This window comes from Curtobacterium sp. ZW137 (assembly GCF_003762905.1).
Taxonomy (GTDB): Bacteria; Actinomycetota; Actinomycetes; order Actinomycetales; family Microbacteriaceae; genus Curtobacterium.
In genome coordinates, this window is sequence record NZ_RJKS01000001.1 from 261,933 (window position 1) to 276,757 (window position 14,825).

A 14,825-nucleotide genomic window follows, 5' to 3' on the forward strand; every position below is an offset into this window, starting at 1 on the left:
GGAGGCACCACGATGAAGCCGCTCGACCCGCGCCTGCTCCGCCTGTCGCGGTCCGCGCGCGGCTCCATCGCCGCCGCGGCCGGCACCGGCGTCCTCCGCACGATCGCCACCATCGGGATCGCGTGGGGGATCGCCGCCGCCGTGACCCAGGTCATCGACGCGCGGGGCGGGATGCCGGACACGTTCGTCCCGACGCTCGCGCTGCTCGGCGCGGCGTTCGCCCTCCGGGCGGTCGCGGCCTGGGCCACGGACGACCTCGCCGCCCGGGCCGCCGCGACGGTGAAGAGCGAGATGCGCTCCACGGTGCTGGCCCGGGCCGCCGAACGGGGTCCGGCCTGGCTCGCGGAACGGTCCAGCGCGGGGTTCGCGACCACGCTCGGGCCGGGGCTCGACGCCCTCGACGCGTACTTCGGCCGGTACCTGCCGCAGCTCGCGCTCACCGCGATCGCGACACCGGTGCTCCTCGTCGCGATCGGCTTCGGCGACCTGACCAGCGGACTGATCATCCTCTGCGCGCTGCCGGTCATCCCGGTGTTCATGATCCTGATCGGCATGGCCACGCAGTCGCTGCAGCAGCGCCAGTCCGACGCGCTCGCCCGGCTCGGCGGCGCCTTCCTCGAGGCGGTCGAGGGCCTCGCGACGCTCAAGGTGTTCGGGCGGGCCCGACGCCAGGTCGGCCGCATCGGCACGGTCACCGACGAGTACCGCCGCGGGACGCTCGGGGTCCTCCGGCTCTCCTTCATGAGCGGGTTCGCCCTCGAACTCGCCGCCAGCCTCTCCGTCGCCCTGGTCGCGGTGTCGATCGGCATCCGGCTCGTCGACGGCTCGCTCGGGCTCGGCGCGGCGCTGTTCGTCCTGGTCCTCGCCCCGGAGGCGTTCGCGCCCCTCCGCCAGGTCGGCGCGGACTTCCACGCGGCCCAGGACGGCGTCGAGGCGTCCAGCGCGGTGCTCGACGTCCTCGCCGACGACCGCACGCCCGCCGTCCGGCCGGAGACGGCACCGGCCGCGACCGACCTCGTGCTCCGCGGCGTCACGGTGCGCCGACCCGACGTGGTGATCGGTCCCGTGGACCTCGACGCGCGTCCGGGCACCGTCGTGGTGCTCGCCGGCCCGAGCGGTTCCGGCAAGTCGAGCCTCATCGCCGCGATCCGCGGGGTGCTGCCGCACGACGGCGCGATCACCGTGCCCGGGGCCGCGGGGACGACGCGGGCGGACCGCATCGCGTGGGCCGACCAGCGGCCCCGACTCGTCCGCGGGACCATCGCGGAGAACGTCGCGCTCAGCGCGACCCCCGTGCCGTCGACGGTCGCGTCCGCCCTGGGCGAGGCGGGGCTGGGACTCGACCCGGGCCTCCAGGTCGGTGCCGGCGGGACCGGTCTGTCGGGCGGCCAGGCGCAACGCGTCGCCGTCGCCCGCGCCCTGTACCGGCACACCCGGGCCGACACGCGGCTCGTCCTGCTCGACGAACCGACGTCGGCGCTCGACGCCGACGCCGAGGCGCACGTCGTCGCCGCGATCCGTCGACTCGCCGACGACGGCGCGGTCGTCGTCGTCGCCAGCCACCGACCGGCGGTCGTCGCGGCTGCCGACCTCCTGGTCGCCATCGGCGACACCGGATCCGTCACGACGCACGTCGCGGGAGCACACGCATGAGCAGCACCGACCTGGAGGCCCGTGACGGCTCCGTCCTGCGCCTCGCGATGCCGCGTGGGCCCGGTTGGGGGCGTGCGGTCACCGCCGGCGCGCTCAGTGCGCTGTGCGCGGTCGCGCTGCTCGCCGCGAGCGGCTACCTGATCACGCGCGCGGCGGAGCACCCGCCGATCCTGTACCTGACGCTCGTGATGGTCGGCGTCCGGGCGTTCGCGCTCGGGCGGGCCGCGCTCCGGTACGTGGACCGCCTCGCCGGGCACGATGCCTCGTTCCGGCAGCTCGCCGTGGTGCGGACGGAGATGTACCGACGGCTGGCCTCGATCGCGCCGGCGGGGCTCGGGGCGACCGGTCGCGGCGACCTGATGACCCGGCTCGTCACCGACACCGACCGGCTGCAGGACCTGCCGATCCGGGTGGTCGGTCCGCTCGTGTCCGCGGGTGTGGCCGCCGTGGCCGCCGTCGTCGCGGTCGCCCTGGTGTCGCTGCCGGCCGCCCTCGTCCTGTTCCTCGCGCTCGTCGTGGCCGCCGTGCTCGGGTCCGTCGTCACCGCCGCGATCGCCCGGCGGAGCGACGAGACCACCGCTGCCGAACGGGGCCGGGTCGCCGACCTGGTGCTCGACACCGTCCGCACGCTCGACGTGTTCGCCGCCTACGGCACCCTCGACGAGCGGCTGGCGCACATCGCGACGCTCGACGACCGGGTGACCCGCGCGGTGCGACGTCGGGCCACGGTCGAGGCGCTCGTCGGCGCGCTCGTCGGGCTCGTCGGCGGTGCCGCCGTGATCGGGATCCTGGCGGTCGGCGCACCCGCGGTCGTCACGGGGGCGCTCGACGGGCCGCTCTGGGCGCTGGCCGTGTTCGTGCCGCTCGCCCTGTTCGAGGTCGTCGGCGGGGTGCCCCTCGCGGTGCTGACGTTCCGGCGGGTCCGGGCAGCGGCCGCCCGCGTCGAGCAGGTCGTCCCCGAGACGCTGCCGGCGGGCATCGTGCCCGAGCCGGACGCCGACGCCCTGGCGTCCGACCTCGTCGCGGACGGGCCGGTCACCGTCGCCGTCGCGGGGATGACCGTCCGGTGGCCCGGATCGGCGGTGCCCGCGGTGGACGACGTGTCGTTCGCGCTGGCCCCCGGCGAGGTCGTCGTGATCGCGGGGCCGAGCGGCGCCGGGAAGTCGACGCTCGTGGACGCGCTCGTGCGGTTCGTCGACCACGAGGGCAGCTACACGCTCGACGGCGTCGAGGCGCGGTCGATGCACCCGGACGCCGTGCGCGCCCGGGTCGGGCTCATCGAGCAGGACCCCTTCGTGTTCGACCAGTCGATCCGGCAGAACCTGCTCTTCGCCCGGGACACCGCGACCGACGACGAGCTCCTCGCGGTGCTCGAGCGCGTCGGGCTCGGGTCCTGGGTGGCGCGCCGCGGTGGGCTCGACGCGGGCGTGGGGGAGCGTGGCGCGCTCGTGTCCGGCGGGCAGGCGCACCGACTGGCGCTGGCCCGGGCGCTCCTGCACGCGTTCCCGGTGCTGGTGCTCGACGAGCCGACGGCCGACATCGACCCGGACCTCGGCGAGTCGGTGCTCCGGGACCTCGTGGGGACCGCGCGGGCCGCGGGCAACACCGTCGTGGTCGTGTCGCACGTGCCGGTGCCGCCGGACCTGGTCACCAGGACCCTCCGGATGCGAGACGGCCGCCTGGTGGCGTGAGCCGCATGCCCTGGGCGCATATCCTTGATGACCGGAGCACGTCCGACGGACGTTCACCGCGCCTCCAGACCGATTGAGAGTTCCGTGACCATCGAGCAGCCCGTCGAGGACCCGCACGCCTACGACTTCCGTCGTATCCAGGACAAGTGGCAGAGCCGCTGGGAAGAGCTCGGCCTCTTCACCATCGACCCCGAGGACCGCCGTCCGCGGAAGTACATCCTCGAGATGTTCCCGTACCCCTCCGGCGACCTGCACATGGGCCACGCCGAGAACTGGGCGCTCGGGGACTTCGTCGCGCGCTACTGGCGGCAGCAGGGCTTCAACGTGCTGCACCCGATCGGCTGGGACTCCTTCGGGCTGCCCGCCGAGAACGCGGCGATCAAGCGCGGCGTCGACCCGAAGGACTGGACCTACGCGAACATCGCGCAGCAGAAGGCCTCGTTCAAGCGGTACGCGCCGTCCTTCGACTGGACGACCGAGATCCACACCTCGGACCCCGAGTACTACAAGTGGAACCAGTGGCTGTTCCTCAAGATGTACGAGAAGGGCCTGGCGTACCGCAAGGACAGCTGGGTCAACTGGGACCCGGTGGACCAGACCGTGCTCGCCAACGAGCAGGTCCTGCCCGACGGCACCTCCGACCGCTCCGGCGCCGTCGTCGTCAAGAAGAAGCTGACGCAGTGGTACTTCAAGATCACCGACTACGCGGACCGGCTGCTCGACGACCTCAACCAGCTCGAGGGCCGGTGGCCGTCGAAGGTCCTCGCCATGCAGCGCAACTGGATCGGCCGCTCGGTCGGTGCTGACGTCGACTTCGTGATCGAGGGCCACGACGAGCCCGTGACCGTGTTCACGACGCGCCCGGACACCATCCACGGTGTGACGTTCCTCGTGGTCGCACCGGACTCCGACCTCGCTGCCGCCCTGGTCGCTCCCGCGTCGCCGTCCGTCCGCTCCGCGTTCGAGGACTACCTGACCGCGACGCAGAAGACATCGGAGATCGACCGGCAGAACGCCGACCGCCCGAAGACCGGCGTGCCGCTCGACCGGTTCGCGATCCACCCCCTCACCGGTGAGCGCCTGCCGATCTGGGCCGCCGACTACGTGCTCGCCGACTACGGCCACGGCGCGGTCATGGCCGTGCCGGCGCACGACCAGCGCGACCTCGACTTCGCGCGCGCGTTCGACCTGCCGGTGAAGGTCGTCGTGGACACGAACGCCGCCGTCACCGGGGCGATCCCCGTGATCACTCCCGACATGTCGCTGGCCGATCTGCCGTCGCTCGACCCGGCGACGACCGGTGAAGCGCTGACGGGCCAGGGCAGGATGATGAACTCCGGGCCGCTCGACGGGATGTCGAAGCAGCACGCGATCACCGCCGCCATCAAGCTCCTCGAGGAGCGCGGCACCGGCCGTGCCGCCAAGACGTACCGCCTCCGCGACTGGCTGATCTCCCGCCAGCGCTTCTGGGGCACCCCGATCCCGATCATCCACGGCGCCGACGGCACCGAGCACCCGGTGCCGCTCGACCAGCTGCCCGTCGTGCTGCCCTCGACCGAGGGCCTCGACCTGAAGCCGAAGGGCACCTCGCCGCTCGGCGGGGCGACCGACTGGGTGAACGTGCCGAACCCCGTCGACGGCACGCCCGCGAAGCGTGACGCCGACACCATGGACACGTTCGTGGACTCGTCCTGGTACTTCCTGCGCTTCCTGTCGCCGAACGACGACACCAAGGCGTTCGACCCCGAGATGGCGCGCAAGTGGGCGCCCGTCGACCAGTACGTCGGCGGCGTCGAGCACGCGATCCTGCACCTGCTCTACGCCCGGTTCGTCACGAAGGTCCTGTTCGACCTCGGCTACCTCGACTTCACCGAGCCGTTCTCGGCGCTGCTCAACCAGGGCATGGTGCTCTCCGGCGGCTCGAAGATGTCGAAGTCCAAGGGCGGTGTCTCCCTCGGCGACGAGCTCGACGCGCACGGCGTCGACGCGATCCGCATGGTGATGGGCTTCGCCGGCCCGCCCGAGGACGACATCAACTGGGAGGACGTCTCCCCGGCGGCCTCCGCCCGTTTCCTCGCCCGCGCCTACCGCCTGGCGACCGACGTCACCTCGACGCCGGACGCCGTGTGGGCCGAGGGCGACCGGGCGCTCCGCCAGGTCACCCACCGGTTCCTGGCCGACGCGCCGGGGATGATGGAGTCGTTCAAGTTCAACGTCGTGATCGCACGGCTCATGGACCTGGTGAACGTCACCCGCAAGGCGATCGACAACGGCCCCGGTGCCGGCGACCCCGCCGTCCGCGAAGCCGTCGAGACCATCGCCCTCGGGCTCAGCGTCTTCGCGCCGTACACCGGCGAGGAGATGTGGGAGCGCCTCGGGTACACGTCCTCGGTGGCGACGTACGGGTGGCGGAAGGCCGACCCGACGCTGCTGGTGCAGGAGACCCTCACCGCGGTGGTGCAGGTCAACGGCAAGGTGCGCGACTCGTTCGAGGTGTCGAAGTCCATCGAGGCGGACGAGCTCGAGCGGCTCGCCCGCGGCTCGGCGAACGTGCAGCGGTACATCGGCGAGCGGGAGATCGTGAAGGTGATCGTCCGCGCGCCGAAGCTCGTGAACATCGCCATCAAGGGGTAGCGCGCTCCTCCGGTTCTTCCTGCACAGGCGGAACCTACAGCTCGCTGTCCACAGTGTCTCGTCGCGGAGCCCGGCCGAACGGTCGGGCTCCGTAGCGTTTCCGCCATGTCCCGGTTCACCCTGACGCCCCGTGCGGCGCTCGTCCTCGCTGCGATCGTCGTCGCGGTGGCGCTGGTCGTGATCGTGCTCAGTGCGCGGGGTGGGGGTGCCGGTGGGACGGTGTCGGTGGACGGGGCGTCCGCGGTCCCTGCTGCCGGTGCGTCTGGTCCTGGTGTGCCGGGTTCCGGTCCTGGTCCTGGTCCTGGTGGTTCTGCTTCTGCGTCGTCCGCTGCGGGGGCGGTCGTCGTGGTGCACGTGCTCGGGGCCGTGGGGCGGGCGGGGGTCGTCTCGCTCCCTGCGGGGAGTCGGGTCACCGACGCCCTCTCCGCGGCGGGGGAAGCCGCTGGCGATGCCGACCTCGCACGGCTGAACCTCGCGCGGCCCCTCGTCGACGGGGAGCGCCTCTACGTGCCGAAGGTGGGGGAGACCGAGCTGCCCGCCGCGCTGGACGCGGCTGGTGGCGGCGGTGCTGGCGGTGCTGGCAGCGCCGGCGGTGGCGGGGCTGCTGGCGGCGCCGGTGGTGCTGCGGGTGGTGCGTCGGCAGGCGTTCCCGGAGCGGGTGCGCCGTCGGACCTGATCGACCTGAACACGGCGGACCAGACCGCGCTCGAGACCCTGCCGGGCATCGGGCCGGCCCTGGCCGGGCGGATCCTGGTGTGGCGTGACGAACACGGGCGGTTCGCCGCGGTCGAGGACCTGCTCGACGTCGCGGGCATCGGGGACGTCCGGTTCGCCGAGCTGCAGGACCGGGTGCGGGTGTGAACGTCGCGCCGGACCGGACGGACCTGCGCATCGCTGTGCCGGCTGCCGTCGCGTGGGTCGCTGCGGCGGTGCTCGTCGGGGTGCCGGACCGGGGCTGGTGGGTTGCCGGTGGGGCGGGCTGCGTGGTCCTCGTGGGGCTGGTCGTCGTGTGTTCGGGTGCCGGGCGTCCGGGTGTCGGGCGTTCGTCGGTGGTGCTCCGCGTCGCTGCTGCGTTCGTGGTCACGTCGGCGGCCTTCGTCGGGCTGGTCGGGGTCGCGGTGGCCGTCGCGGAGCCGGGTCGTTCGCCGGCAGCGCTCACCGCGGTCCTCGGCCGGACGGTACGGGTCGAGGCGGTGCTCGACCGTGACCTCGGCGCCGGGGACCGGTCCGTGGTCGGGACGCTGTCGGCGGTCGACGGGGTCGATGAGGTCCTCGGTGCCCGTGGCCTTTCCGGGCTCGACGTGCCGGTCCGGCTCGTCCCGTCGCGGGACACCGACGCGCCGTCCGTGCTCGGTGCCGGGACGCGGGTGTCCGGCTCCGGGATGCTCGAAGCGGACGGACCGGGATCGGCCACCGCGTTCGTCGTGTTCCTCCGCGGCACCCCGGCCACGTCGCCACCGAGCGGGTTCCTCGCCGAGACGAACACCGCGCGGTCCGCGTTCGCTGACGTGACCTCGCAGCTACCGCAGCCGGGCGGGTCGCTGCTCCGCGGTCTCGCGATCGGGGACCGGAGCGGGCTGGACCCGGCGACGGAGACCGCCATGGAGACCAGTGCGCTCACCCACCTCACCGCCGTCTCGGGATCGAACTGCGCGGTGATCGTCGCGCTCGTCGTCGTGCTCGGGAAGGCGGCCGGGCTCGGGCGGCTGGCGCGAGCGGCGTGTGCGGTCACCCTGCTGCTCGGGTTCGTCGTGCTGGTGCGTCCGGACCCGTCGATCCTCCGGGCGACCGTGATGGCCGTCGTCGTCCTGGTCGTGCACCTCGCGGGGCGTCCGGTGCGGGGCATCCCGCTGATCTGCCTCGCCGTGCTCGGGATGCTCGTCGTCGACCCCTGGTTCTCGCGTTCCTTCGCGTTCGGGCTGTCGGTCCTCGCCACGAGCGGCATCGTCGTGCTCGGACCGCCCGTGACCGCGGTGCTGGCTCGACGGTGCTGGACGCCGATCGCCGCGGCGCTGGCCGTGCCGATCGCCGCGCAGGTGGCGTGCTGGCCGCTGACGATCCCACTCTCCGCCGCGCTCCCGACGTATGCGGTGCCCGCGAACCTCGTCACCGAGCCGCTCGCGCCGGTGGTCACCGTGCTCGGGCTCGGCGCGTGCCTGCTCGCACCCGTGTGGCCGGCGGGAGCGTCGGTCGTCGCGGCGGTCGCCTGGGCGCCGGCCGCGGCCATCGGTGCCGTCGCGCACGGTGCCGCTGCACTGCCGTTCGCCGCGGTGCCGTGGCCCACCGGGCTGCTCGGCGTGGCGGCGGCCGCGACGGTCAGCTCGGGATTGGTCGCCGCGGTGCTCGTACCCGCAGCACTCCGGACCCGGGTGCTGCTGATCGCGGCGGTGGTCGGGGTGATCGGCATCGCATCGACGCTCGTCCCGCGGGCGATCGTCCGGGCCGGGCTCCCCGGCGACTGGGCGATCGCGGCGTGCGACGTCGGCCAGGGGGACGCGGTCCTCGTCCGCAACGGGGCGAGCACCGCGCTGGTGGACGCCGGGGACGACCCGGAGCGACTGCGCGCGTGCCTGGACCTGCTCGGCGTCGACCGGATCGACCTGCTCGTGCTGACGCACTTCGACCGCGACCACGTCGGCGCCGTGGACGAGGTCGCGGCCGACGTCGACATCGCGCTGACCGGGTCGACCGGACGACCGGCGGACGATGCCGTTGTCCGTGACCTGCAGCGGGCAGGAGTGGACGTGCGACGGGGCGACGACGGCGTCGCGGGGCTGCTCGGTGCCCTCCCGTGGCGCGTGCTCTGGCCGCGGGCGAGCGACTCCGCGAACGGCAACGACGCGAGCATCGTGCTCGCGGTCGGTCCCTCGGCACCGTCGTGCACGTCGTGTCTGTCGGGCGTGTTCCTCGGGGACCTCGATGCCACCGCGCAACGCCGGCTGCGGGGGAGCGCCGGCATCGAACCGGTCGACGTCGTCAAGGTGTCGCACCATGGTTCGGCGGACCAGGACCCGGTGCTCTACCGGGAGCTCGCGGCGCCGGTCGGGCTGATCGGCGTCGGCGCGGACAACACCTACGGACACCCCACCGACCGGGCGCTGTCGATGCTGGCGGCAGCGGGGACGACACCCTTCCGTACCGATCTGCAGGGCACCGTCGTGGTGCGCCGGGGGACCGAGGGCCCAGAGGTGTGGACCGAGCGGGCGTCCGCCGACCCCGTGCCGTCCGCGTCGGGGGTGGCCCGTAGACTCGGAGCCGCACCGTCGGAAGGAACGCATGCCCGCCAAGAAGCCCGCGCGCGCCGCCGCGAAGATCGACCAGGTCCCGTGGTCGGGCATCCGTCCCGCGCCCGTGATCCTCGTGACCGGGCCGGAGACGTTCCTCGCAGAGCGGGCGACCGGCATGCTGCGCGACCTGCTGGTCGGCGAGGATCCTGCGCTCGAGGTCCACGACCTCGAAGCGGACCAGTACGCCCCCGGCCTGCTCGCGACCCTCGCCAGCCCGTCCCTGTTCGGCGAACCCCGGCTCGTGCGGGTGACCAACGTCGAGAAGTGCACGGACGCCTTCATCACCGAGACGATCTCCTACCTCGGCAACCCCGCCGACGACGTCACCCTGGTGCTCCGACACGGCGGCGGGGTCCGGGGCAAGAAGCTCCTCGACACGATCCGCAGCGGTGTCGGCGGCGGGATCGAAGTCCAGTGCGACGAGCTCAAGCGGGAGACCGACCGCATCGACTTCGTGAACGCGGAGTTCCGCGCCGCCCGACGGAAGATCGCGCCCTCGGCCGTCCGCACCCTGGTCGCGGCGTTCGCGGACGACCTCGCCGAGCTCGCGGCCGCGTGCCGGCAGCTGCTCGCCGACGAAGCGCAGGAGATCACGGACAAGGTCGTCGACAAGTACTACGGCGGCCGCGTCGAGACCAACGCGTTCAAGGTCGCCGACATCGCGCTCGCGGGCCGGTCGGCTCCGGCGATCGTCGAGCTGCGGCACGCCCTGTCGACGGGTGAAGCGCCCGTGCCGATCGTCGCGGCGTTCGCGAGCAAGATCCGCACGATGGCCAAGGTCAGTGCCTTCCGGGGCTCCAGCGGCCAGGCGGCTTCCGCGCTCGGCATGGCGCCGTGGCAGGTGCAGCGTGCCCAGCGCGACGTCGCCGGGTGGAGCGAGGCCGGCCTCGCGAACGCGATCATCAGCATCGCCGAGGCGGACACCGCGGTGAAGGGTGGCTCGCGCGACGCGCACTACGCGCTCGAGGTCATGGTCCGCACCATCGCCCGTCGCGGCGAGGACCGCTGAGTCGACCCGGGCCTCCCGTCGGTCCGCGCACGCGCGCGCGCCCGCACGCGCGCGCCCGCCCGTCGCGGCCCGGCGCCCGGCGGTCGGCGGCGCGAGCGGGCGCCGCACAACGCAAACCACTTCGCACCACGGAAACGCGTGGTGCGAAGTGCCTTCCGTTGTGCGGAGCCGAGCCGAGCCCCGCGCGTCACCAGGTGGCGGCATCGGCGCCGGCGCCGCGACCCGGCTGCTGTCCGTCCGCGGCGCGAGCGGGCGCCGCACAACGCAAAACACTTCGCACCACGGAATCACGTGGTGCGAAGTGGTTTCCGTTGTGCGGAGCCGAGCCGCGCCGCGCGCCCGCCGTCAGCGAGACCCGCGCCACCCCGGGCCACCCCGCCCCGCCCCCCCCCCGGAACGACGAAGGCCCCGCACCATTCGGTGCGGGGCCTTCAAGCGTCAGCGGCTCAGAGCGCGCTGACCTTCTTCGCGATGGCCGACTTGCGGTTCGCGGCCTGGTTCTTGTGGATGACGCCCTTGCTCACGGCCTTGTCGAGCTTCTTCGACGCCACGGCGAGAGCGGCGGTGGCCTTCTCCTTGTCGCCGGCGACGATCGCCTCGTTGGTGTGACGGATGAACGTCTTGAGCTCGGACTTGTAGGCCTTGTTGCGCTCCGTGGCCTTGAGGTTGGTCTTGATGCGCTTGATCTGCGACTTGATGTTCGCCATGTGGTGCTCCTGCTTCGTCTCGTACGGGTGAATGCGACCGCTGGGTAGAGGGGCCCTTGGTCGTCTCGCGTTCCACCCGTGGGCGGGGAACGCGCAAGCCAGCAAGCAACACTACCAGGCAGGGAACGGCGGTTCAATGCGCGCGACACGCGTCACCGCGCGGAAACACGCGGGCGTTACCGTGTTGGGCATGCCGTCCCTCGCCCCTCGGATCGACACCGTCCCCGCCTCCGGCATCCGCCGGGTCTTCGAACAGGCCGCCCTGCTGCAGGCCGAGGGCGAGGACGTCACGATGCTCGTCATCGGCGAGCCGGACGTCCCGGTCGCGGCGCACATCGCCGACGCCGCCAAGCGGGCGTGGACCGAGGACCGCACCGACTACACGCCGAACGGCGGCATCGCACCGCTCCGGAGGGCCATCCAGGAGAAGCTGCTCCGCGAGAACCGCATCGAGGCGGACCTCGAGCAGATCTGGGTGACGGTCGGGGCGACGCAGGCCCTGTTCCAGGCGATGACGCTGGTGCTGAGCCCGGGCGACGAGCTCCTCGTGCCGGACCCCGGCTACACGACGTTCACGATGAACGCGCACATCATCGGGGCGACGCCGGTGCCGTACCGGCTGGAGCCACAGCACGGGTTCGAGCCGGACCTCGACGCGCTCGAGGCGAGCATCACCGAGCACACCCGGGCGATCGTGGTGAACTCACCGTCGAACCCGCTCGGCTCGGTGTTCGGCGAGGGCACCCTCCGGAGCATCCTGGCGCTGGCGAAGCGGCACGACCTGTGGGTGATCAGCGACGAGGTCTACGAGTACTTCACGTACGACACCCGGCACGTGAGCCTGGCGGCGCTCGACGAGGACGACCGGGTGTTCACGGCGTTCTCGCTGAGCAAGACGTACGCGATGACGGGCGTCCGTGTCGGGTACCTCGTGACGCCGAAGGGCCTCGGTGCGACGATGCGGACCACGCAGGAGGCGATGATCAGCTGCGTCGCCGAGCCGGACCAGTACGCGGCCCTCGCGGCGATCGTGGGGGACCACTCGGCGGTGCGCGACGCCCGGGAGCACTACCGCGCCAACCTCGCGGTCGCGACCGAGGTCCTCGACGCCGCCGGCATCCGCTACAACGACCCGCGCGGCGCCTTCTACCTGTGGATCGACATGTCGCACGCCGCCCAGGGTGACGTCGCGGAGTGGACGCTCGCGTTCCTGCAGCACGAGAAGGTCGCGGTCGCACCGGGCAGCGCGTTCGGCCGGACGGGCGAGGGGTGGATCCGGATCTGCCTGGCGGCGACCCCGGAGGACCTCCGGCGCGGCCTGGGCGCGCTGCCGGCTCCGGCGCACGCCACCGTCTGAGCAGACGGCCGGCCGGGACCCCGGACGGGAGGCCCGGTGCGCGCCCGCCACACCCCGCACCGCAAGCGCGCCCAACCGTGGGACAATCGTTCGACCGTCCGACCCACCTGAGGAACCGTGAGCCCACAAGCAGCAACTCCGCTCGAGCCCGCCGCGACTCCGGCCGACGCGATCCGCAACTTCTGCATCATCGCGCACATCGACCACGGCAAGTCGACGTTGGCCGACCGCATGCTCTCGATCACCGGCATCGTCGAGGACCGTGCGATGCGCGCCCAGTACCTCGACCGCATGGACATCGAGCGTGAGCGCGGCATCACGATCAAGTCGCAGGCCGTCCGCATGCCGTGGGAGCTGGACGGCCGGACCTACGCGCTGAACATGATCGACACACCCGGGCACGTCGACTTCTCGTACGAGGTCTCCCGGTCGCTCGCCGCGTGCGAGGGCGCCATCCTGCTCGTCGACGCGGCCCAGGGCATCGAGGCCCAGACGCTCGCGAACCTCTACCTGGCGCTCGAGAACGACCTGCAGATCATCCCGGTCCTCAACAAGATCGACCTGCCCGCCGCCGACCCCGACAAGTACGCGGCCGAGCTCGCGCAGCTCATCGGCGGCAAGCCCGAGGACGTCCTCCGCGTCTCCGGCAAGACCGGCGTCGGCGTGCCGGAGCTCCTCGACCTGGTCGTCCGGACGGTCCCCGCCCCGGTCGGCACGGTCGACGCCGCGCCCCGCGCGATGATCTTCGACTCGGTCTACGACAGCTACCGCGGTGTCGTGACGTACATCCGCATGATCGACGGCTCGATCGCCCCGCGCGAGAAGGTCCAGATGATGTCGACCAAGTCGACGCACGAGATCCTCGAGATCGGGGTGTCGAGCCCGGAGCCCATCCCGACGAAGGGCCTGTCCGTCGGCGAGGTCGGCTACCTCATCACCGGCGTGAAGGACGTCCGCCTGTCGAAGGTCGGCGACACCGTCACGAGCGCCCAGCGTCCGGCGACCGAAGCCCTGCCCGGCTACACGGACCCGAAGCCGATGGTGTTCTCGGGCCTGTACCCGATCGACGGCTCGGACTACCCGGACCTCCGCGAGGCGCTCGACAAGCTCAAGCTCTCGGACGCGGCACTCGTGTACGAACCCGAGACCTCCGTCGCGCTCGGCTTCGGCTTCCGCTGCGGGTTCCTCGGGCTGCTGCACCTCGAGATCATCACCGAGCGGCTCTCCCGCGAGTTCGGCCTCGACCTCATCACGACCGCCCCGAGCGTCATCTACGAGGTCACGAACGAGGACAACACCGTGACCGAGGTCACGAACCCGTCCGAGTTCCCGACCGGGCGCATCGTCGAGGTCCGCGAGCCGATGGTCCGCGCCGCGATCCTGGCACCGAAGGACTACGTCGGCGCGATCATGGAGCTCTGCCAGCAGCGCCGCGGCTCCCTGCTCGGCATGGAGTACCTCGGTGAGGACCGCGTCGAGATCCGCTACCAGATCCCGCTCGGCGAGATCGTGTTCGACTTCTTCGACCAGCTGAAGAGCAAGACGCAGGGCTACGCCAGCCTCGACTACGAGCCGATCGGCGACCAGGCGGCCGACCTCGTCAAGGTCGACATCCTGCTGCAGGGCGACCAGGTCGACGCGTTCAGCGCGATCGTGCACCGCGACAAGGCGTACGCGTACGGCACGCTGATGACCGAGCGGCTCCGCAAGCTCATCCCGCGTCAGCAGTTCGAGGTCCCGATCCAGGCGGCGATCGGCGCCCGCATCATCGCCCGCGAGAGCATCCGCGCGATGCGCAAGGACGTCCTCGCGAAGTGCTACGGCGGTGACATCACCCGCAAGCGCAAGCTCCTCGAGAAGCAGAAGGAGGGCAAGAAGCGCATGAAGACCATCGGTCGGGTCGAGGTCCCGCAGGAAGCCTTCATCGCGGCGCTCTCCGGCGACGTCGAAGAGAAGAAGAAGTAGCGGACTAGCGGCTGCGAGACCGGAAGGCGGCCAGGCAGACCGCCGCCAGTGGTGTCACCTCTCGCGCAGGGCCGCCAGGCAGACCGCCGGGAGGCTCGCAGCAGCCAGTCCCGCCAGCGCGGTCCGCACGATGGTCGCGTTCGACGCCGCCCCCACGTCCGGCGCGGTCGTCGCCACCACCGCGGCTGCCACGGCACCGAGCGCCAGGAGCGCCGTCACCCCGCCGAGCACCAGCGGCAGCCGACGGCCCCGGTGGTGCTGCACGGCGAGCACGAGCGTCGCCCCGAAGAGCAGCACGCCGAGGCCGGCGGCCGACGCGCCGACGGCGGCGATGGTGTTCAGCGTCTCGAAGCCGGCGGCCACCCGGTCGACCGCGATCCGGCACGCCGCGGCCACCGCGAAGCTCCCGAGCGCGAGCACGCCAGATGCCCGGACGCGCGCGTCAACGGACCGTCGGCGAGCGGGGGCTGGCGTGAGCACGAGCCAACGATAGGGGCGTGGCGGAGGTGGGCACGGCCTCCA

The 14,825-nt window shown here is 72.5% G+C and carries 9 protein-coding genes and 1 pseudogene; 8 read left to right on the plus strand and 2 right to left on the minus strand.

Annotation, left to right across the window (positions count from 1 at the left end; genetic code table 11):
- The first annotated feature begins 12 nt into the window (after positions 1-12).
- The 6 genes and pseudogenes from cydD (at position 13) to holA (ending at position 10,274) form a co-directional block, all read left to right on the plus strand.
- Complete coding sequence (gene cydD / locus EDF55_RS01170; RefSeq protein ID WP_123653120.1) at positions 13-1,653, plus strand: thiol reductant ABC exporter subunit CydD; 1,641 nt, start codon at positions 13-15, stop codon at positions 1,651-1,653.
- The gene (cydC, locus tag EDF55_RS01175; protein ID WP_123653121.1) at positions 1,650-3,344 is read left to right on the plus strand and encodes a thiol reductant ABC exporter subunit CydC; all 1,695 of its coding nucleotides are present in this window, start codon (positions 1,650-1,652) and stop codon (positions 3,342-3,344) included. Before cydD ends, cydC begins: the two co-directional genes overlap by 4 nt.
- A 27-nt stretch (positions 3,345-3,371) precedes the next feature.
- Positions 3,372-5,978: a leucine--tRNA ligase gene (leuS, locus tag EDF55_RS01180; RefSeq protein ID WP_395869683.1), complete on the plus strand. Its 2,607-nt coding sequence runs from the start codon at positions 3,372-3,374 to the stop codon at positions 5,976-5,978.
- 105 nt (positions 5,979-6,083) lie between these two features.
- Positions 6,084-6,839 (plus strand): ComEA family DNA-binding protein, encoded by a 756-nt coding sequence (locus EDF55_RS01185; RefSeq protein ID WP_123653123.1) that lies wholly within the window; start codon positions 6,084-6,086, stop codon positions 6,837-6,839.
- A gap of 521 nt (positions 6,840-7,360) precedes the next feature.
- Positions 7,361-8,635: pseudogene (locus EDF55_RS19205) on the plus strand (ComEC/Rec2 family competence protein); the annotation flags it as partial.
- 619 nt (positions 8,636-9,254) lie between these two features.
- The gene (gene holA, locus EDF55_RS01195) at positions 9,255-10,274 is read left to right on the plus strand and encodes a DNA polymerase III subunit delta (protein WP_123653124.1); all 1,020 of its coding nucleotides are present in this window, start codon (positions 9,255-9,257) and stop codon (positions 10,272-10,274) included.
- A 446-nt stretch (positions 10,275-10,720) separates the two neighbouring features.
- On the opposite strand, the gene rpsT is transcribed toward holA, so the two are convergent.
- On the minus strand, positions 10,721-10,981 hold the full coding sequence (gene rpsT / locus EDF55_RS01200; RefSeq protein ID WP_123653125.1) for a 30S ribosomal protein S20: 261 nt from the start codon (positions 10,979-10,981) through the stop codon (positions 10,721-10,723).
- A 190-nt stretch (positions 10,982-11,171) separates the two neighbouring features.
- Between rpsT and EDF55_RS01205 the strand changes: the two genes are divergently transcribed.
- Both EDF55_RS01205 and lepA read left to right on the plus strand, forming a co-directional pair.
- Positions 11,172-12,338 carry a pyridoxal phosphate-dependent aminotransferase gene (locus tag EDF55_RS01205; protein ID WP_123653126.1) on the plus strand — a complete coding sequence of 389 codons (1,167 nt, stop codon included), beginning with the start codon at positions 11,172-11,174 and terminating at the stop codon, positions 12,336-12,338.
- A 117-nt stretch (positions 12,339-12,455) separates the two neighbouring features.
- A complete protein-coding gene (gene lepA, locus EDF55_RS01210; protein WP_123653127.1) occupies positions 12,456-14,303 on the plus strand; it encodes a translation elongation factor 4 in 1,848 nt (615 codons plus the stop codon).
- A 54-nt stretch (positions 14,304-14,357) separates the two neighbouring features.
- Here lepA and EDF55_RS01215 read toward each other — a convergent pair whose 3' ends face one another.
- A complete protein-coding gene (locus EDF55_RS01215; protein ID WP_123653128.1) occupies positions 14,358-14,783 on the minus strand; it encodes a hypothetical protein in 426 nt (141 codons plus the stop codon).
- Positions 14,784-14,825 lie beyond the last annotated feature (42 nt).

What these genes read in the sequence shown, in the direction of transcription:
- cydD (WP_123653120.1), top strand. Translation starts at nt 13, where the DNA reads ATGAAGCCGCTCGACCCGCGCCTGCTCCGCCTGTCGCGGTCCGCGCGC.
- cydC (WP_123653121.1), top strand. Translation starts at nt 1,650, where the DNA reads ATGAGCAGCACCGACCTGGAGGCCCGTGACGGCTCCGTCCTGCGCCTC.
- leuS (WP_395869683.1), top strand. Translation starts at nt 3,372, where the DNA reads ATGACCGGAGCACGTCCGACGGACGTTCACCGCGCCTCCAGACCGATT.
- EDF55_RS01185 (WP_123653123.1), top strand. Translation starts at nt 6,084, where the DNA reads ATGTCCCGGTTCACCCTGACGCCCCGTGCGGCGCTCGTCCTCGCTGCG.
- holA (WP_123653124.1), top strand. Translation starts at nt 9,255, where the DNA reads ATGCCCGCCAAGAAGCCCGCGCGCGCCGCCGCGAAGATCGACCAGGTC.
- rpsT (WP_123653125.1), bottom strand. Translation starts at nt 10,981, where the DNA reads ATGGCGAACATCAAGTCGCAGATCAAGCGCATCAAGACCAACCTCAAG.
- EDF55_RS01205 (WP_123653126.1), top strand. Translation starts at nt 11,172, where the DNA reads ATGCCGTCCCTCGCCCCTCGGATCGACACCGTCCCCGCCTCCGGCATC.